Source organism: Levilactobacillus yonginensis (assembly GCF_964065165.1).
GTDB lineage: Bacteria > Bacillota > Bacilli > Lactobacillales > Lactobacillaceae > Levilactobacillus > Levilactobacillus yonginensis_A.
Genome location: NZ_OZ061549.1, coordinates 2,495,640 through 2,514,490, shown reverse-complemented (window position 1 = coordinate 2,514,490; position 18,851 = coordinate 2,495,640). Strand labels below are relative to the sequence as shown.

The 18,851-nt window shown below is 48.7% G+C and carries 14 protein-coding genes; 6 read left to right on the top strand and 8 right to left on the bottom strand.

Annotated features, from left to right (window positions below; genetic code table 11):
• Positions 1–119 precede the first annotated feature (119 nt).
• Positions 120–1,919, bottom strand: a complete 1,800-nt coding sequence (recQ, locus tag AB3Y94_RS11645) for a DNA helicase RecQ (protein ID WP_367296363.1) — start codon at positions 1,917–1,919, stop codon at positions 120–122.
• A gap of 170 nt (positions 1,920–2,089) precedes the next feature.
• Between recQ and AB3Y94_RS11640 the strand changes: the two genes are divergently transcribed.
• The 3 genes from AB3Y94_RS11640 to AB3Y94_RS11630 all read left to right on the top strand — a co-directional run bounded on the left by AB3Y94_RS11640 (position 2,090) and on the right by AB3Y94_RS11630 (position 5,666).
• A complete protein-coding gene (locus AB3Y94_RS11640) occupies positions 2,090–2,530 on the top strand; it encodes a MarR family winged helix-turn-helix transcriptional regulator (protein ID WP_367296362.1) in 441 nt (146 codons plus the stop codon).
• A gap of 61 nt (positions 2,531–2,591) precedes the next feature.
• Positions 2,592–3,974 carry an NAD(P)/FAD-dependent oxidoreductase gene (locus AB3Y94_RS11635; protein ID WP_367296361.1) on the top strand — a complete coding sequence of 461 codons (1,383 nt, stop codon included), beginning with the start codon at positions 2,592–2,594 and terminating at the stop codon, positions 3,972–3,974.
• 288 nt (positions 3,975–4,262) lie between these two features.
• The gene (locus AB3Y94_RS11630) at positions 4,263–5,666 is read left to right on the top strand and encodes a C69 family dipeptidase (RefSeq protein WP_367296360.1); all 1,404 of its coding nucleotides are present in this window, start codon (positions 4,263–4,265) and stop codon (positions 5,664–5,666) included.
• Positions 5,667–6,148: 482 nt separating this feature from the next.
• Here the strand turns inward: AB3Y94_RS11630 and AB3Y94_RS11625 are convergent, their stop codons facing one another.
• Positions 6,149–8,683 carry a M1 family metallopeptidase gene (locus AB3Y94_RS11625; protein ID WP_367296359.1) on the bottom strand — a complete coding sequence of 845 codons (2,535 nt, stop codon included), beginning with the start codon at positions 8,681–8,683 and terminating at the stop codon, positions 6,149–6,151.
• Positions 8,684–9,031: 348 nt separating this feature from the next.
• Between AB3Y94_RS11625 and AB3Y94_RS11620 the strand changes: the two genes are divergently transcribed.
• Positions 9,032–9,571 (top strand): hypothetical protein, encoded by a 540-nt coding sequence (locus AB3Y94_RS11620; protein ID WP_125694810.1) that lies wholly within the window; start codon positions 9,032–9,034, stop codon positions 9,569–9,571.
• Between the two features lie 154 nt (positions 9,572–9,725).
• Here the strand turns inward: AB3Y94_RS11620 and AB3Y94_RS11615 are convergent, their stop codons facing one another.
• From AB3Y94_RS11615 to AB3Y94_RS11605, 3 genes are all read right to left on the bottom strand, one after another.
• Positions 9,726–10,109, bottom strand: coding sequence for a hypothetical protein (locus tag AB3Y94_RS11615; protein ID WP_367296358.1), 384 nt, complete (start codon positions 10,107–10,109; stop codon positions 9,726–9,728).
• On the bottom strand, positions 10,085–10,567 hold the full coding sequence (locus AB3Y94_RS11610; RefSeq protein ID WP_367296357.1) for a flavodoxin: 483 nt from the start codon (positions 10,565–10,567) through the stop codon (positions 10,085–10,087). The genes AB3Y94_RS11615 and AB3Y94_RS11610 overlap by 25 nt, the downstream gene beginning before the upstream one ends.
• 188 nt (positions 10,568–10,755) lie before the next feature.
• A complete protein-coding gene (locus AB3Y94_RS11605) occupies positions 10,756–11,544 on the bottom strand; it encodes a PhzF family phenazine biosynthesis protein (RefSeq protein WP_367296356.1) in 789 nt (262 codons plus the stop codon).
• A gap of 127 nt (positions 11,545–11,671) precedes the next feature.
• Between AB3Y94_RS11605 and AB3Y94_RS11600 the strand changes: the two genes are divergently transcribed.
• Positions 11,672–12,541 carry a LysR family transcriptional regulator gene (locus AB3Y94_RS11600; protein WP_367296355.1) on the top strand — a complete coding sequence of 290 codons (870 nt, stop codon included), beginning with the start codon at positions 11,672–11,674 and terminating at the stop codon, positions 12,539–12,541.
• A 57-nt stretch (positions 12,542–12,598) separates the two neighbouring features.
• On the opposite strand, the gene AB3Y94_RS11595 is transcribed toward AB3Y94_RS11600, so the two are convergent.
• From AB3Y94_RS11595 to AB3Y94_RS11585, 3 genes are all read right to left on the bottom strand, one after another.
• A complete protein-coding gene (locus AB3Y94_RS11595) occupies positions 12,599–13,636 on the bottom strand; it encodes a hypothetical protein (protein ID WP_367296354.1) in 1,038 nt (345 codons plus the stop codon).
• A 277-nt stretch (positions 13,637–13,913) separates the two neighbouring features.
• Positions 13,914–17,126 (bottom strand): LPXTG cell wall anchor domain-containing protein, encoded by a 3,213-nt coding sequence (locus AB3Y94_RS11590; RefSeq protein ID WP_367296353.1) that lies wholly within the window; start codon positions 17,124–17,126, stop codon positions 13,914–13,916.
• A 380-nt stretch (positions 17,127–17,506) separates the two neighbouring features.
• Positions 17,507–17,908, bottom strand: a complete 402-nt coding sequence (locus AB3Y94_RS11585) for a hypothetical protein (RefSeq protein ID WP_367296352.1) — start codon at positions 17,906–17,908, stop codon at positions 17,507–17,509.
• 278 nt (positions 17,909–18,186) lie between these two features.
• Here AB3Y94_RS11585 and AB3Y94_RS11580 point away from each other — a divergent pair, with 278 nt between their 5' ends.
• Entirely contained in the window at positions 18,187–18,816 is a 630-nt protein-coding gene (locus tag AB3Y94_RS11580) for a hypothetical protein (protein ID WP_367296351.1), read from the top strand.
• The last annotated feature ends 35 nt before the right edge of the window (positions 18,817–18,851 follow it).

Below are 18,851 nucleotides of genomic sequence, written 5' to 3'. Positions count from 1 at the left end.
ACTTCAGGGGGTGTCCCAAGTGAGACGTCTCACCTTCTTCGCAAGACTTTCAAAATCACCATTAGGACCCCCAAAGCGACAAAAAAGGACCGGTTACTTTAGCCCGGCCCCACTAATACTTAATCACTTTCCGTCGCAGCTGACTCACTACTTTGATTCTCACGGATGACGGCCATAAAGGCATCACCGTATTTTTCTAGCTTACTTTCTCCCACGCCTTTAACCGTTAAAAAAGCTGCTTCGGTGGTCGGCAGAACCTCGCACATCGCATGAAGGGCCTTATCAGAGAAAATCACAAAAGGGGGCACGTGCTGTTCTTCGGCCAGGTCTCGACGCAACTCACGAAGCTTGCCAAAGAGCGCATCATCCTCTGGTGCCAACCGTTTGGCCTGCCGTGCCATCTTGCGAAAGACCTGCGTTTCGCCTTTCAAGACGCCCACGCCCTTACCCGTCACCTGTAAGGTCGGATACTGACCACCCACGCTGGCTAAGTAACCCGCCGCCGTGAGGAAATCGATCAACTCCCCCACCGTCTTTTGCCGCTGGTTACGCATGATCCCGTAAGTCGGCACTTCCTCGAGATGATTCTCACGAATCCGCTGGTTACGTGCCCCTGCTAAGACCTGGGCAACAACTCCCTTACCGTAGCGAGAACGCAGCCGGACAACACAGGAGAGTACCTTCTGGGCATCCGTCGTAACGTCCTGAGCTTCCCGGTCATCACGACAATTGCTACACCGACCACAGGGCTCAGACTCTTCCCCGAAGTAGTGCAGAATGAACTGCTGCAAGCAATTCTGAGTATTAGCGTACTGATTCATAATCTGTAATTTTCGATAGGAGCGCAATCGATGTTGTTCATCCATTTCAGACTGGTCGATGAAGAACCGCTGAATTTGCAGATCAGAGGCGCGGTACAGCAGGATGGCTTCACTAGGAAGACCGTCTCGCCCAGCCCGACCAGCTTCTTGGTAGTAGGCTTCCAGAGTGCCGGGCACCTGTGCGTGAATAACAAACCGAACGTTACTCTTATCGATTCCCATCCCAAAAGCATTGGTCGCCACCATTACCTGAACCCGGTCGTACAAGAAGTCTTCCTGATTCTGACGGCGTTCATCATCTGGCAACCCCGCGTGATAGGCAGCGGCTTGAATGTGCTGACCGGTCAGCATCTTCGTCAACCGCGTAACTTCCTTACGCGTGCTGGCATAGATGATGCCCGTCTCACCCTGATTCACCTTGAGGTAATCCAGAATATAGCGATCGGTGTCTTGGTCTTTGACCACCGTTAAATCTAAGTTATCCCGTGCAAAGCCAGTATTGACCTCGTTATTAGGGTTGATTTTAAGCTGTTGGCAAATATCCGTTGCCACTTGTTCCGTTGCAGTTGCCGTAAGTGCCAAGACTTGCGGTTGGGTCGGCAATTGTTCAATCGCTGTACTCAACGCCAGATAACTGGGCCGAAAATCATGCCCCCATTGTGAAATACAGTGGGCCTCATCAACCGCCAGCAAATCAATTGGCAACTGGGCCAGGGCATTGACAAACGCCGCTGAGTCCAAGCGTTCAGGTGCTACGTAAAGTAATTTATAATCCCCACCATGCAGCGCCGCCAATCTTTCCTGGATATCCGGCCATTCTAGCGAACTGTTAATAAAGGTAGCCGGAATACCGCTATCATTGAGGGCGTCTACTTGATCTTTCATCAGGGAAATCAGCGGAGAAACTACCACCGTGATCCCCTCAAAAAGCATTGCCGGGATCTGATAACACAGGGACTTCCCACCACCCGTTGGCATGATGGCCAGGCTGTTGTCTCCCGCCAAGACGTGCTCGATCACTGCACGCTGACCCGGCCGAAACTCATCGTAGCCGAAGACCGTTTTTAAAACTTTTTGTGCTGCCGCTAAATCCATCATGACCTGCTCCTTAAGTATTCAATGTTTCCATTCTACTGGCATTCCCAGTCCATGACAACCGAACAGGATTCCTTTTTAATTTTCACAATCTTAGTGGTAGATAGTTGACAGGTCGCACATATTCGCTTATAGTAAATTAAATCGTACGCAATTGAATTGGAGGGATGCTTATGGCCGAAGAGGATATGACCTTAGCCAATCAGCTCTGCTTCTCGGTTTATCACGCCAGCAGACTTTTTACGCGTTTTTATCAACAAGCTTTACAGCCGTTTGAACTCACTTATCCCCAGTACCTCGTTTTGCTCAGTCTGTGGGAAAATGACCGACAACCACTTCACCGATTAGGAGAACAACTTGACTTTGGTAGCAACACGCTCACCCCGCTTCTTCGGCGGATGGAGCAGCGCGGTTGGCTAACTCGGCAATTGCCTCCTAGTGATCGGCGCCAGCTGATTATTGCCTTAACTGACAAGGGCCGCGAATCTCGCGAGTCCATTTTGAGCGCTGTTCAACAGTGTGTCCGTCAGCAAGGCTTTCGTCGCGAACAGTATCAACAAGCACTAGTCATCAATCAGGCTTTGGTCAACAAGCTAGAAAAAATGTTAGACTAACATTTTTTCATCATCCCTAACCAATCGTCTGCGATTAAAATTGAAAGAGGTTTTTATAGTAATGACACAGTATGATGTTGCGTTTATCGGTAGTGGTCACGCCAGTTGGCACGCTGCCGTTGCCCTGAAACAAGCCGGTAAGTCCGTGGTCCTCATTGAGAAGGACTTGATTGCCGGAACCTGCACCAATTACGGCTGCGATGCCAAGATTCTTTTAGATGGCCCCGCCGAACTCTTGGCAAGAGTTGCCAACTACCAAGACGTTGGTTTGGCTGCCGATATCCAGCTTGATTGGCCAAGATTTATGGCCTACAAACATCGAGTTATCGACGCCCTCCCCAATCAAATGACCAACCTATTCACTAAAATGGGCATTGATATCATCCACGGCAAAGGCATCTTAATGGGCAGCCACAGCATTCAAGTAGGCAAGCAACGCATCACTGCAACCAACATCGTACTTGGAACTGGTCAACAATCACGTTTCCTACCAGTTATGGGCAAAGAATACCTCCATGACAGTCGCGACTTTCTTGACTTGCCCACCTTACCAAAACGGATGACTTTCATTGGTGCCGGGGTGATTTCGTTTGAGTTTGCCGCCTTAGTCAGTCAATTTGGTACGGAGGTCACCATCCTCCAACACGATGCCCGTGCCGCTAAGTCATTCAACCAAGTCCACGTGCAGAAACTACTAACTAGGCTAGCAGAACAAGGTGTCACGGTTCGATTCAACGAAACTGTCAAACGGGTCAAGCGCCTGACCAAAGAAGATCAAGTCATCACTGAAAGTGGTCTGATTATACCGACCGATTACGTGGTTGACGCCACGGGCCGGGAAGCCAACGTTACCGGGATTGGACTCGAGAATGCTGGGATTCATAGTAGTGCTGCCGGTATCGAAGTGGACGACCACTTACGAGCTAATGGCGCTAACATCTATGCCAGTGGCGATGTGCTGGCTAAACAAGTCCCCAAGTTAACGCCTACGGCTATTTTTGAATCCAACTACATCGCCCAACAGATTTTAGGAAGTACCGCACCAATCGCCTACCCTGCCATTCCTCAAGTTCTTTTTAGTCTACCCCGTTTGGCCCAAGTCGGCATTACCATTGATGAAGCGAATGCCGCACCCGATGGCTACCAGCAACACACAATCGCCTTTGGCCAACTTATGGCTTACGGCTACCAGAACGAACCAGATGCCGATTTACGCGTTGTCCTAAACAACCAAAATCAACTGGTTGGTGCTGCCGTCTATGGTATGGACGCCCCAGACCTAATCAACGCGTTGGTCATGATCATTGACCAACGTTTAACGGCCACAGATCTTCAACGCATGATTTTCGCTTTCCCAACCCCCATTCAAGGAGTCCTTGACACGCTGCTTCCATTTCTGGTTCAGCATGACGAGATTCCTGCCATGGCAACCATGGAAGCTTAATAGCTGCATCCCGAGTCTTGGAGAAATCTCCAGGACTTTTTTACCTCTAACGATTTTCTCCCGGATAATAGGCAACCTTCACCACCTATTTTGCCAACCACGAGTTAACCACGATAATCACGAACTCGCCGAAAAACTATACGCAATCGAACAACGAAATCGGGACTTGGCGGCAGCTCTTCAGGAACTAAGACGAGAACAAATACACGAATGAGAGAGACTTGCGTAACCACTTCAATTTACCGGACCATGAATGATATAATGTTGGGTAAAAGGAGTGCTGCATTCATGAAAAAAAGAATTAAAGGCTCATGTACCACGATTTTAGTTGGTAAAAAAGCCTCTTTAGATGGTTCAACAATTATTTCTCGGAACGATGACGGTCACGAGGCCCTTGACCCCGAAAAATTCGTCGTTGTTAACCCTGCAGACCAACCACGGGACTACAAGGCTGTTATCAGTGGCGTTGAAGTGAAACTCCCTGACAATCCTTTACGTTATACGTCCATCCCTAACTCTATCTTGACGAATGGTATCTGGCCAGCTGCCGGCATTAACAGTGATAACGTTGCAATGTCTGCCACTGAAACCATCACCACGAACTCACGGGTCTTAGGAATCGATCCTTACGTTGACGGTGGTATCGGTGAAGAAGACCTGGTTACCTTGGTCCTCCCTTATATCCACAGCGCACGTGAAGGGGTCGAACGCCTCGGAAGCTTGCTCGAAGAATACGGGACCTACGAACCAAATGGGATCGGCTTCTCTGACAACAACGAAGTCTGGTGGCTAGAAACCATCGGTGGTCACCACTGGGCCGCTAAGCGGATTCCAGACGATGCCTACGTTGTCGCTCCTAACCGGATGAACATCGACAGTTTTGACTTCGACGCCGAAGACACCATGAGCTCTAGCGACCTGCAAGACATGATCGCCAAGTACTCCTTAAACCCCGACTTCAACGAAGTTAACTTACGCCATATCTTTGGCAGTGCCACTATCAAGGACACGGTCTACAACAACCCCCGTGCTTGGTTTGGTCAAAAGTACTTCAACCCAGAAATTGAACAGGACCCTCAAGGTCAAGACTTACCATTCATCTGCCATGCTAACCGGAAGATTTCTATTGAAGACGTCAAGTTCGTATTGAGCTCTCACTTTGAAAACACGAAGTATGACGTTTACGGTGACGGTTCAGAAAGTGACAAGACGAAGTTCCGACCAATCGGTATCAACCGGAATCACGATGTCCACATCTTGCAGATTCGGAACAACGTGCCTGACAGCATTGCCGGGATTCACTGGTTGGCCTTTGGTGCCAACACGTTTAACACGGTCGTTCCATTCTACGCCAACGTAGATGACACTCCAGCTGCCTACAAGAACGCTGATGGGACCTTCAACATGAACCATATGTACTGGTTGAGCTGTACCACTGCTCTCTTGGGTGACACGGACTACGACCTGTACGAAGACTTCCGGAACACCTTTGCCTTAGAAGCAATGTCTGCCTACCGTAAGATTCAAAACGACACCGACGCTGCCATTGAAAATGGTGCCGACGTTGCAACCTTAAAGGCTGCTAACGAAAAGCTGTCCGACGAATCCTTTACGCGTCAGACCAAGCTGCTGGGTGACATGGTTACCTTTGGTTCTGAACACATGAAGTTACGTTACAACTTAAACGACTAATCATCTTTCTAATCAGTCGGTACCAGCGAACACAATCGCTGGTACCGACTTTTTTTGTTTTAAATCCAATTTCGGCGTAGAGCCTGTCGAAATACCTGAATGGCTAGCTGAGCGTTTAATTCTTTTTTCGTCATGGAACTGGATTTTTCGGCCAAATTCGGTTCATATCTGGTCGTTGACTGATGGGACGCACGCACTGCGCTTCCTTGTTCGTCACTAATCGTCATGATTAGACTCCTCTCCATGGCACACCGTTCTCCATTCATTTAACCTTACTTGCCTTACCCCATGGCTGTATAGCCCCATTCTCCCAGCAAATAATCCGGTACTGAGTTAGGCACTCGCCACCACCATCTTTCTAGGCCCATAAATATTTAAATTCATATCTGCTACGAGATTCTTAATATCGTTTACAGTCACTGAGATCGTCAAAAAAGGCCCCACCGCTTATCTAGCGATGAGGCCTTCAGTCTAATTCAAAATTATTTAACCGTTTTAGCAATTGCTGCGTTAACGGCATCCTTTTCGGCTTCCACTAAGTCAACCCGAGTTGCCACGATCTTGGTATCCATGGTAATCTCACGGGTTAAGCCTGGTGTGTTGACCTTAGGTTCGAAGAAGGCCTTGAACTCGGCCAAGCGTGGTGCGGTGTGGAAGATTCCGGACGTCACCGTAATGTACGTACTGAATTCCATATCCCCACCAACGGTGTCTTCCAACCATTGCCAGTCGTTACGCAACCAATCCCAAGCAGCTTGTTGCCCGTCATCGTTGCTCAACACACCGCGGTACCAAGCCCGCAAGTCTTGTGGCTTAATGGTCTCAGCATCTTCAAACTTAGCAATGATCTTGGCAATCAAACTAGCATCCGGCGTACTGGTCAAAGCGGCACTGAGGTCGGCCTTGTAGCTGGCATCAGACGTTTGACGATAGGCCGCCAGTAGCTTTTCAAATAAGTCGGCACTGCCGTAGTTCTTCACCTCATTGCGCAGAACCAGAACCCGAATATCGGCTGACAATGCTGCTAAGTTAGCAGCATTCTGCGTGAACAAGTCGTGCGCAGCGGCAATTGCCTTAGGATTCTTGGCATAAAGTGCCGCACTCAAGACGTATGGCCGGGTCAACTGGTCATCGTTCGATTCCCCTGCCTTAGGTAACCAACCTAAACGGGTAACTTGTTGCGCACTCAATTTGTCATAGAAGGCCCGCAGGTTCTGCTCCTCGCTTGAACCTGGTTGAACGAACTTCAACAGGTTGTGAGCAACGGTGTACAGCGCCGTGTTGACCGGCGTCGACGTGCTGTCCGCAAACCGTGGCAACAGTGGCACAACACTGGCGTAAGAAATCTGCCGACCATCAGCCAGCAAACGTAAGTCCTGCAACAACTGTAACTGAGCAATGGCATTCAGGTCAGTAAAGTTGGCCAAAATGTCCTGTAACAGGGTGTCGTCGTACTTCACGATAAAGTGAGAATTGTTCCCAACGTTCAAGCGGAATGGTTCCCCACTAGCTGAACGCAGGGCGTCATAGTCACCCAGAGTGACTGCCTTGTCGGTCAATAATTCCGGCGCAGCCTCGTAGTTGCTGTTCAAAGGAATCTGCCATTGACGACCGGCGTCCTTGCCATCCCCAATGAAGAATTGTTCCTGAGTCAACGTCAATTTACCAGCAACCACACTAGCGGAAACGACTGGGTAACCAGGTTGTTCCAGCCAGGAATTCATGATGGCACCAACGTCCATGCCAGAGGCTTGGCCCAAGGCAGACCAGAGATCGGCCCCCTTGGCATTGCCAAATTTATGCGCATCGAAGTAGGCCTTCAAGCCCTTCCGTAAGGCGTCGTCACCAATTAGCGCACGAACCATGACCAGCATCCGGGCACCCTTAGCGTACACGATAGCACTGTCGAAGATGGCATCAATTTCGGCTGGGTCTTCCACTTGAACGTGCACGGATTGAACACCATCCGTGGCATCCCGCTGGAGCGCCATTGGGGCTTCACCCGTTTGGAAGGCTTCCCAGATGTGCCAGTCAGGCTGAATGGCATCGATTGCCACGTATTCCATCATGTTCGCAAAACTCTCGTTCAACCAGAGGTCATCCCACCACTTCATCGTTACCAGATCACCGAACCATTGGTGAGCCAGTTCGTGGGCGATAACTGTTGCCACGCGTTGCTTCATGTCTAAGGCCGTGTTGTCTGGATCAAGGACCAGGTAGGCTTCCCGGTAAGTGACCAGTCCCCAGTTTTCCATCGCACCGGCAGAGAAGTCCGGTAAGGCTAACTGCCATGAGTGTGGAAGTGGGTACGGTGTTTGATAGAAATCTTCATAGAATTCAATTGACCGCTTAGCAATGTCTAAGGCAAAGTCCAGCTCGTTTGCTTGGTGGGCCTTGGTTGCGAAGACTCCGACCTTAACACCACTCTTGGTGGTCGTCAGCTTGCTTTGTAGTTCACCAAAGGCAAAGGCAATCAGATAAGTCGACATCCGCACGGTCGTGTCAAAGTAGTGCACGCCGTTTTCAGTCTTCACTTCTGGCATGTTGCTGATGATCGTTTCACCAGCGTGTTCGTCAAACTTGATGGCCAGGTCAAAGGTCGCCTTGGCTTCAGGTTCATCCACGCTAGGAAAGGCTTGTCGGGCAGCCGTAGTCTCGAACTGCGTCCCGATGATCTGCTTCTTCTCGCCGTTAACTTCGTAGTAAGAAGGATAGATGCCCATCATGCTGTCGGTCAGAGGCGCACTGTAGTCAATCGCTAGTGTCGTGTCGCCGGTCTTACTCAGATCGATTCGAATAGCTTCGTTAGCGTCATCCGTCTTAAACGGTACGGCAACCCCATCAGCCTTAACAGCACTGATGGTCATGTACTTTTGGTGAATCGCAATGGATTGGGTCTTGGCGTCCCCGGTAATGGTGGACGTTCCCTTAATCTGTTTCGTTTCCCGGTTGATATCGATAAAGATATCGTAGTGACTGGGTTGGAACGTTTCATAAAAATGTGTGAGTTCTGCCATGATTTTCTCCTTAAAATTTAAGAATAATCCCATTATACGACAAACCAGTAGTCGACGCCACGAATGACCCCATTAAGTTTAAGGGCAGGCAAACCGACGACTGTTAACTTCCCACGAAATCGGCTGAACCGTTTTTAACTTGAATCCTCAACTCTTTCTCGGTTAGCCCCCTACACAACACCTAACGTCAACGGTAATTAAAAAAGTACAACCGATATTGGTTGTACTTTTTCCTCAAGTAGTAAAACGTCACATTGTGTCATGCCACTCATATATAATCTGAATATAGTGATTGTCTACTCTCATGCAATAAAACCAGACAATTCGAAAAAAAGAGGAGCGCTATTTATGAAGAATACTAGATTAATCAAGTTTGTAACTATGTTAGGTCTCGGGGTTAGTTTGCTAGGTATTGGCTCTGTTACGGCAAATGCTTCAAGCAAGCCATATATTGGTAGTTTCTCATCACGTAAGATTACATATCATATCGATTCAACTTCCAAGCATTGGAAGGATAATTGGAAAGGTGCTATCAAGTTATGGAACGATTTACATGTCGTCAAATTACGCGCTGCGAAAAAGGCATCAAATGCTGAAATTCGCTTGACGACGAAAAAATATATTAAAGGGGGGATTGACTTTAGTACCCGTTTAAGTGGTTCTCAAGGCAGGGGTGGTCTTTTTTATTCAAAAATCGCATTAAATCGTCATGTATTTGCCAAATTTTATCCAACGGAAAAGCAAAAAGAACAAATGGCTTTACGCAGCGTAGGTGTTGCCATTGGTTTAGACTACAGCGATGACCCTACCAGCGCCCTAGCACTTGCTTCCAAACCATCTGCTCAAGATAAGGCTAACTTGAAACTTGCCTACAAGGGTATTAAGTAAACACTAAGCAATTAATTATTAAAGGATTACTCGTAAGCACGGGTAATCCTTTTTAGACTAATACGCTATACAAGCTGTTGGTAATCTTCCTGATTGGCAAGATTAGCACCCAAAAACCATTGATTTCAGTATCAAGTTCATCAACAAATGTTCATTAATTCAACCGAAGCTTTGAGTATGTATCGTCATAACCACCGTTAGCTTTAATCAGTTTACGATACGTTGCTCTAGGTGCTACTGACAATTCAAACCGTTTCTCTTGTTCAAACCAACGAGATAACATCTTACACTGTGCCCCTGCTTCATAGTAACGGATAACTTCATTCTTTCGAGCACCAACGTACAAGGTCTGAAACTGTTGACCTTGACTGATATATTCACCAATCTCCAACCCACCATTTAAACTCTTTCCCGTTCCACCTCGAAGATTCCTATGCTTTACACTTAGGAAAAAAGCCATTAAGTCTAAGGACGGGCAAGCCCCAACCGTCACCGTATCACAGGTCTGAAAAATCAGTGTCCACTTTCCTTCAACCACGTCTCAACTTCCTGACCAGTAATGGTACTAGTAAAGCGGTGAGCGGGTTCCCACCGAACTGCTGGATAGTCTGCGCGTAACGTCTTGGCAGCCTTCGTGATGGCCGTTGAACCAGACGTACAGAATTGCCAAACCCGCTTGCCACGCAGGACGTCCGTTTCCACCAACGTGTTGATCACGTGTGGCACCTGCCCCCACCAGAGCGGTGAGCCCAAATAGATGGTATCTGCCTCACGTAGCGCCGACATGTCCGGTGTCTGAATGGCTGGTCGCGACGTCTCGTCGGCCGTTTCCAAAGAAGTCCGACTAGTGGCATCGTCATAGTCTAGATCAGCGGTCGTATACGGTTGCTTAGCATTCAGCTGAAGTAACTTGGCCCCAGTAACTGCCGCAATCTTCTGAGCAACGGCTTGGGTGTGCCCAGTATTTGAAAAGTATAAGATAACTTGTTTGTGCATGGTAAGCCCTCCTAGTGTGGGATTTTATCTCGCTGTACCTTTATCGTACACCAAATTAAAAAGAGTGCGCCAAAGGACGTTTGGCTGGCGAGCATTAACGTCGTTAGGGCCAATTGCCCTAATGGGGTTAAGCGGAACCAGCCGTCCTTTGACGCACGTTTCAACCATGTAGCAACTAATCAAACCGATTACAGATCCAAAAATACCTCACTAGCCGAGTACTGCGTTGCGTGCCCGCTCAGCTTCGTTCGCGCCCCTTCATACGTGCAGTGGAGCACACCGGAACGTGCCGAAGCCTGGTAGGCCAGAATCTGTTTCTTCTGTAGTTTTTTCGCCCAGTAAGGCACGATGTGACAGTGCCCGCTCCCACAGACGGGATCCTCGGGGACGGCCAGCTTAGGCGCAAACGACCGGGAAACACAGTCATACTGACCATCGCCAGCTGCCGTAACATTCTGCAGTAGCCCATCCAAGTGACCCAGCTTATCCACATCCGGTGTCATCGCAGCCACTTGTTTTGCACTGTCAAAGACACACAGCAGGTCACGGCCCAAGTAGGCCTCAGTCGGTGCCACGCCAAAAGCATCAGTCATGGCGGCCGTTACGGGAACCGGTTTGAGATCATAAGACGGGAAGTCCATCTTGTACAGGTCACCCCGCTTTGTGACCGTCAAGTCTCCACTCTGGGTGGCAAAGGTCACCGTCGCTTGAGTCGGCGCACCGTACTTAAACACCAGGAAACCAGTAGCGAGAGTTGCGTGACCACACAGATCAATCTCACCACCCGGCGTGAACCACCGCAACTGATACTTATCTGGCGTCTCCTTCACAGCAAACGCCGTTTCGGATAGCTTATTTTCCATGGCAATTTTTTGCATCATCTCATCTGCTGGAAACTTATCCAAAAATAAAACGGCTGCTGGATTACCTTTAAATACCTCATCGGTAAATGCATCAACCACATAACTTTTAAGCATGTAACTCCTCCATTCGTAAAACGTCGCGGCCCATTACCTTGTCAGGCCTTTAAGGTAAGCGTACAGTGAATGTATCTATTCGTAAAGCGACTATTAGTACTTGAACTATGAAAGGAATTGATTTGTCATGCATCGCCTACTGGCCTTTCAAAAAGTGGTTGAACTTGGTAGCTTCACCAAGGCAGCCGCCGCGCTAGGATACACGCAGTCGGCTATCAGCCACATGGTAGCGACCCTGGAAGCCGATTTTAAAATCAAGCTCCTATACCGTTCCCGCACCGGTGTACGTTTAACCTTAGAGGGCCAACAACTCTACCCCTTCCTCCAACGAACCCTGCGCCAGTATCAGGCCATGTCAGATAAGGCCCAGGAAATTAATGAGTTGGGCTCTGGCACCATCCGGATCGGCACGATTTCTAGTATCTCCGCCCACTGGCTTCCTAAGCTCATCAAGGCGTTTCAGGAACGCTATCCCCGCGTGGAATTTGTCCTCCTCCAGGGTGACTACTCCTCCATTCCCGAGTGGGTGCGGACTGGCGAGGTCGACTTTGGATTTGTCACCCCGGACGCGCTGACCAACACCCCCGTCACCTTCCTCAAATCTGGCCGTTTACTGGCGATTCTGCCACCCCATCACCGGTTAGTCGATCAATCAACCGTCAGTCTGGCAGATCTCGCCAGCGAGCCATTTCTAGCCTTAGAGGAGGGGGCTTACAGTGAACCCCTCACGGCCTTTGCTGAACAGGGACTTCACCCCCACATCAAGATGCGGGTCCATGACGATTATTCCATCCTGTCGATGGTGGAGCTCGGAATGGGCGTCAGCATTCTTCCCGAACTCGTCCTTAGTAAGACCGCCCATGACGTGATCACCCGTCCCCTGAAACCAAACCTCACGCGAAAAATTGGTATCGTTAGTCAGGATGCAGCCGCCCTACCAATTGCCAGTAAGACCTTTATTGACTTCATACTGACCCACGTGGTCGAGCTACCTTAAACAGACGAATAACCTAAAAAAGGGTGCGAGATTATTCTCACACCCTTCATTACTATCTTACTTCAAACCTTGAATGTACGCTTGTGCAGCAGTCTGATCAACCACGTTGAACCCGTACGGATCATTCGTCAACCGGTTGATATAGGCTTCAGAAATACCGCCCAAGTCCACGTAGAACGCCTTCTTACCAACCTTGACTGTCATCCGGTACATGCCGGGGTCCAAGTTATCGTTGTCAAAGGCTTGGAAAACATGGCCCAATGAAACGGTCAATCGATACTCAGTCTTCTTGCCGACCCGTACCTTCTTCGCACCGAAGCCCTTCAAAGGTTTCGCTAAGTAATACGTGTAGGTACTTGCGCCCCGGGTGAACTTCTTAATTTTCACCGACTGCGCGTAGTGGTCGTACTGAATACGGCCCGACTTCTTAGCCTGATAGTTGGTGTAGTAGTTCAGGTAGTTATCCGCGGTCACAATGATAAACGGATTGTTCTGCCGGTCACTGTCGTAGTAAGACTGCAGGTTCTTCGCCTGGAGAGTCGGCAGATTCATGACCCCTTTATAGGAAAATGCCGTGGACTTCTGATACGGCAACAATCGGGTCTTGTTCTTAGAATCAAGCACAAAGTTGCAGTTCTCAGTCGTTACGCCGAAAGCCTTAAAGGCCTTGCGCTGATTGGCCTTAGTCAAGTCCGCGATGTTGATTGAGAACCGGCTGGGGAACTTAGGATTCAACGTATACTTGCTGCCTCGCACGATGGCACCTTTGGGCAAGGTCATCGTCTTCTTACCGCCAACTGACACTTTTGTTGCTCGTGAAAGTTGGTAGACACTGAGGCCACTATCCAGCTCAGTTGGTACCTGGCCATTGTCGTCCACTTGCATCAACGCGTTCAGATTTTTAACCCCGACCCGATCAAATTCACGATCGACTTTACGACTGGTCTTGGTGACTTTTTCCTGCTTAGTCTGCAGTCGTGTTAAAGTCTTGCGCGTACTGTTACTCATGGCTGAAGCGTTAGTCATCGTGAGACTCCCCACTAACGCACCCAACAACATGAGAGTGGCAGCACCCCTACTTCTAATTTTGAACATTTAATTACCCCCTAAGATATTATTCCATTTAAGTATAGCGCTAGTTGGCCGATTTATTGCAAGGAAAATAAATTGGACGCAATAAAGGCCCGGGACAAAAATCCCAGACCCTTTGTGCGCTCCGAAAGTATATGGCGGAAACGTGCGACAAAAGGCAGTCAACTCCGCTTAACCCCGATAGACAAACAATCCAAAACCAGGATTATTCGTCTATCGACGTTAATGCTCATTGACTAACCGCCTTTTGTCCCACTCTCTTGTATGTGCAAGCTTAAACTTAGAAGCGACGTTTCTTCCAGCCCACGACACTAGTCAAAGCACCTAACAGAGCTAAACCGATGACGGCTAACCCGTTACGTTGCTGTTCATTAGTCTGTGGTAACTGAGCCGTTTTCATAGCCGTCGTTGATGCTGCAGCCGGCTTCGCTACCGGCGCAGCCAAGGACTGAACCTTCGCTGCTTGACCACCGGCAGTGACCGTCGCACCAGCCTGATGACCAGCCCCGCGAGTCGTCTTCTTATTCACGACAACCGCTTGGCCACCCTGGTTAGGTTTTGTCTGCTTCGTTGGTTTCTTAGGCGTAACCGTGGCCGCAGCTCCACCGCCATTATTGCCTGGCGTTGGCGTGGTTGGCGTCACTGGTGGCGTAACGGTCCCGCCACCGTTGTTGCCATTGTCACCGCCACCGGACGTTGGATTAGCTTCATAGGTGACGACAAAGCTCAGGTCGGCGGTGGTTGGGGTTACTGGCTGGGCCATCGTTTGTGTCAAATCGTTAGCCGCATCAGTTGTTGAAACAACGTGCATCCCGGTCACACTTGGATTTTTCACCGTAGCGAATGTCAGATTACTACCCGCTTGGTAAACCACCCAGCTAGCGTCAGTGGGTTTACCAGTGACGTCTAATTCAGGCGTTGCCGTAGCATCCAATTTACTGTAAGTGACGGCGTCTTGGGTGACTTGGTCCGTCACTGTGGCAAAGTTCACCGTCTTAGTTACTGGCGCAGCAACTGTCTTTTGTTGCTTATCTTGATACGTGATCTGTTCGTGAACGGCCTGCTCAACGGTCTTAAAAGCGTGCGCCAATGTAATCGTGTAGTCCAGGTTACCCGTGGCATCCTTGGCGAAAACAATGGCACTAGTGCCGTCAGCGTTCTTCGTGGTATCACTGACCACCGTGTATCCCTTCGCCAGTTCAGGTGCAATCACCGTGTTGGAATCAAAGGAACTGGTGGACCCAATGGCCCCCTTCAGTTCAGGATTGGTCGTCGCATCCAACACCTGAAGCGTCTTACCCGTGGTAGCATCCTTGATTGTCACCGTGGCTTTCTTAGCCTGGGCGTAAACCATCCGAACTGCTTGAATGTCGCTGACGTAAGGAATATCAGCCGCTTGACTAATATCGGTCCAGGTCTGACCATCAGCACTCGTTTCAGCACCGGTGTAAACGTAGTCATCAAAGTCTTTTTCATAATCGGTCAAAGCTAGTTTATCAGCTGACGTCCCCTTGTAATTGGCGGTCACGGCTGTACCATCCGCGTTCGTAATTGGTGTGTAGTTGCCACTGGCGTCCTTCACACCGTAACCAACTGACAACGTCCAGGGCATGACGTCCTTGTAAAATAGAATCGTCCAGTTTTTGGATTCGTCACCCAGCGTAGTGCTCCAGGACGCTTGCGCATTGGCCTTGCCGTTCTTCGCCGCGTAGTCGGAATACAGGCCCGTACCATCCAAAATCAGCCCGGAGAACGTGTAACCCTTAGACAATTGTTGATTCATTAACGTCACGACGGTTGCATTCTGTTGGACGTCCACACTCGACCCAATATCACCAGAAATCAGGGTAGCTGGCGCCAAGTTCAACTGCTGGCCGTTAGCTTGTAGCAGTTGAATATTAACGTTTAAATCGCTGACATTGGCAGCCAATTCATACGGCTGAATGATGTAGCCCGCGAAGTCACTGTTGGTATCACTCCAGGTGGTGGACAGACTACCGTACGCGGAATCGGTACCATTTAATAAGTTATACCAGGTCAACGTGTTGCTGTTCAGATTACCGGCATCAGAACTAGACGGGTACAGGGAAGGGTATCTCAGATCACTGGCATTATCAAAGCCCTGAATTGGCAGGTTGCTGGCAGTCAGGTCCTTGATGATAAAGGATGGCGTCGTGTAGGTCAGCATTCCTGCATCAGTTGAATTGGCCCCTTTAGCCAACTTATCGCTGACTTTAATCGGGGCTAACAGCACGTGTTGCTGAAACAGGTTAGCCTTTGAAATCAAGAGATTCTTATCCGTCGCCAGCGGTGAAATATCCGTAATCTGGTTATCGAACAAGCCGACATCGGTCAACTTGTCGTGATTCCCTAGTGCTGAGATATCATTGATGGAAGCCGTTGGTAACTGAACCTCACGTAGGTTCTTCAGGCCACTTAACGCCCGAATATCCCAGAGGTTGCTGTTCTTTTCATAAGACCCATAGGCTACTAAACTGACGTCCATGTTTGGTGTGATATCTAATACCTGAAGGTTGACCGCATTTTGTAGACCTTCAAGAGTCTGCATGGCCATGATACTCTGATAGAAAGTAGTCGGTTGATTGCCGGCTGCGGCTTGTAAATTAAGATTTGAAGAAATGGACGTAAGCGTTGCCAACTCGGCCTTCGAGAAACTGTTTCGAAAGTCAGTAATCGTGGCATACGTCTTGGCATAGTCATTTTGCCAGAGAAAGTATTGAAGCCCATAGTCTGGCAGCCATTCATCGATGTACATGAGTTTGGTCCCGTACTTAGCCGATGAAACTGGATCAATCCCTTTGGCATCCTGGGCAATCTGGTTCGCATACGTTTCACCCAACCAAGTACCCGCTCCCTGCACCTGATGATTACCATCATAACCATCCACGACCCTTAAGTCCGTGCTACGTCCGGTAGAATCTACGTGATTATAAGTATATTGTAATTGATCAGTCTTGCTGACGTTAAAGGCCGGTTTAGCGGCCACTTTGTTGGTCAAATCATCGGTATCCTGCACAGAAATTCCGGTCTTAACGGGTGTAGCGGTCGTCACGGCAGCTCTAGCAGTCGGCTTTTCAGCTGATTCTGGTGTCGTTTGATCAGATGAAGGCTCCTTCGGCGTACCAACGGCATCATTAGCCGGCGTGCCACCGTCAGCTGGCTGGACGGGCGTAGACTCAACTACTGGCTTCTGCGGTGTGGTTGGTACTGGTGTCTTATCACCATTATCATGACCAGTTGACTTGTTCGTCGTTGGCACAGCTGGTAGTTTGGTCTGCGTGCCACTTGTCGTTGACTGACCGGAAATGGTTGTCGTGGTAGTTGGCGCATTATCGGCAGCCTGTGCGGTCTGACTGGCCTGTGGTCCAGCGACAATCCCCACTGCCATACTGGTGACAGTGATACCAGCAACTAGCCAGCCTCTGTGTGATTTGTACATCTTGTAATGTGTTTTACGTTCATAATCCTTCATGATTGGTCCCCCTCTTAACATGACCAAACTCAGGTAATGTGATGTCAAATATAGTCGTTACCTCTGTTATTACTATCCATTATAGGCAGTATGTGAGAGATATTCAATCCCCTAAAACGTTATTGTTGACGAATATTATTGCAACGTTAAGTGAACCCCCGTTACGCTTGGATTCACAGATAGTTTATGGGTGTTTAAATATTTGCAGCTAAGCAGTATTTAGGCGAGTAAAATGCAAAATTTCATGTAGGGAATGAACGTTTACCGAATCGTACCATTATTTTTTTAGTGCGGTTACAGGGTCAATGCTGCCACCGCATCTTAAGGTTACTAAAACCCCTCGAGAGCTTAATTGGTCTCAATGGGTTGCTTAGGTAAATCTACTTGTGTGCATGAACCGACTCTCTGTGGAAAATAATCTTGTACCCAAACACCCGTAAGTTCTTGCCCACCCGCTTCACTGGCATTTTCAGTTTCCTACCGCCCTTAAACAAACCATTGGCGTGCGCATCGTAGCGTAGCAGATAACTATGGCGATAAAGCTTCTTATAATGGACGTTATAGCCAACTTGGGTGGGCATCCCCGAGGCTCCAAAGACCAGAGACTTAGCCCGGAAAGTACACCCCATGGTTAAGTTGGCCCCATATTCTTTGGTCCCAAAATTACCGCGGATTTCCTTGGGAACCCCTTTATGCCAGGAACTTGCGTCGGCTGAGCTACTACTAAGACTGCCTACGCCGATGCTTGTGACAACTGCTAATGCCAATAATATATTTTTCATCTTCTCATGATTCTCCCTCTTAGATGTCATCTACCGAACACGCCAATCATAGCATGACCATTGCCCCACGCCCGTCAAGAAGACTTCACCAAGGAAAATTAGATATTATGTTAATTATTTTTAGTCCACCCCATAAGTTCGCCATCCCAGTTATACTGCGTAATGACCGGACAATTAATCTATGGTAAGCTAATTTTTGCTCGCTATTTTCGGGAACTATTATTGAGTTTGACGAGTCCGCCAAGCTTACAGGCTGACGGTCAAACATGGAGGAAAAGATGAAAAAATTAGTTTTAAGCACCTTAGCAATTGCCTCATTTTTGTTATTAGCAGGTTGCTCACATTCAGATTCAACCGCGCACAAGGAGCCGAGTAAGGCGGAGATTCAGGCAGCTAAAGTCAAACAAGCTGGAAAAAAGCTGAAGGCGACCCCCAGCGATAAAAACTATGAAGCATTACTCAAAGTGGCGCTAGGGGCCAAGCACGTGGTCGCAATTAAGACAGCAGAGAACGGCTACAAGGTCGCTAAGATCACGGGAAACAAACTGAAGCCGGCCAAGGAATCCAAGGCTTTCAGCAAAGCCATTCGCGCAACCTTTGCTCAGGTTAAGCAGACCAAGTACACCACTAAGGGATTGGGCTTCGTTCAAAAAGGGAAGGATGATTTCACTCAGTTTACGTTTGCCTACTCGGCTAAATCAATTGCCAGTGGTGAGCCTAAGCAATCCGCCTTTGATTCAGCCGACAACGCCATCACGCCGATCTTTGATGCCGCTGATTCGTACTACATTGAACCTATCTTCGGCTCAGACAACGATTTGAATCCTGACTACGGTACCACAGAAAATGGACCGCTAAATCAGCAGAAACGGTCATTAAATTCATTCATCATGGAAACTTTTGACTAACATTTCAACTTCCAAATGTGCCCTAAAAGCCTACT

Excerpts from the sequence above, each read along its gene's own strand:
- AB3Y94_RS11585 (WP_367296352.1), bottom strand. The coding sequence starts at position 17,908 with ATGAAAAATATATTATTGGCATTAGCAGTTGTCACAAGCATCGGCGTA.
- AB3Y94_RS11580 (WP_367296351.1), top strand. The coding sequence starts at position 18,187 with ATGAAAAAATTAGTTTTAAGCACCTTAGCAATTGCCTCATTTTTGTTA.
- AB3Y94_RS11595 (WP_367296354.1), bottom strand. The coding sequence starts at position 13,636 with ATGTTCAAAATTAGAAGTAGGGGTGCTGCCACTCTCATGTTGTTGGGT.
- recQ (WP_367296363.1), bottom strand. The coding sequence starts at position 1,919 with ATGATGGATTTAGCGGCAGCACAAAAAGTTTTAAAAACGGTCTTCGGC.
- AB3Y94_RS11610 (WP_367296357.1), bottom strand. The coding sequence starts at position 10,567 with ATGCACAAACAAGTTATCTTATACTTTTCAAATACTGGGCACACCCAA.
- AB3Y94_RS11635 (WP_367296361.1), top strand. The coding sequence starts at position 2,592 with ATGACACAGTATGATGTTGCGTTTATCGGTAGTGGTCACGCCAGTTGG.
- AB3Y94_RS11620 (WP_125694810.1), top strand. The coding sequence starts at position 9,032 with ATGAAGAATACTAGATTAATCAAGTTTGTAACTATGTTAGGTCTCGGG.
- AB3Y94_RS11625 (WP_367296359.1), bottom strand. The coding sequence starts at position 8,683 with ATGGCAGAACTCACACATTTTTATGAAACGTTCCAACCCAGTCACTAC.
- AB3Y94_RS11600 (WP_367296355.1), top strand. The coding sequence starts at position 11,672 with ATGCATCGCCTACTGGCCTTTCAAAAAGTGGTTGAACTTGGTAGCTTC.
- AB3Y94_RS11605 (WP_367296356.1), bottom strand. The coding sequence starts at position 11,544 with ATGCTTAAAAGTTATGTGGTTGATGCATTTACCGATGAGGTATTTAAA.
- AB3Y94_RS11640 (WP_367296362.1), top strand. The coding sequence starts at position 2,090 with ATGGCCGAAGAGGATATGACCTTAGCCAATCAGCTCTGCTTCTCGGTT.
- AB3Y94_RS11630 (WP_367296360.1), top strand. The coding sequence starts at position 4,263 with ATGAAAAAAAGAATTAAAGGCTCATGTACCACGATTTTAGTTGGTAAA.
- AB3Y94_RS11590 (WP_367296353.1), bottom strand. The coding sequence starts at position 17,126 with ATGAAGGATTATGAACGTAAAACACATTACAAGATGTACAAATCACAC.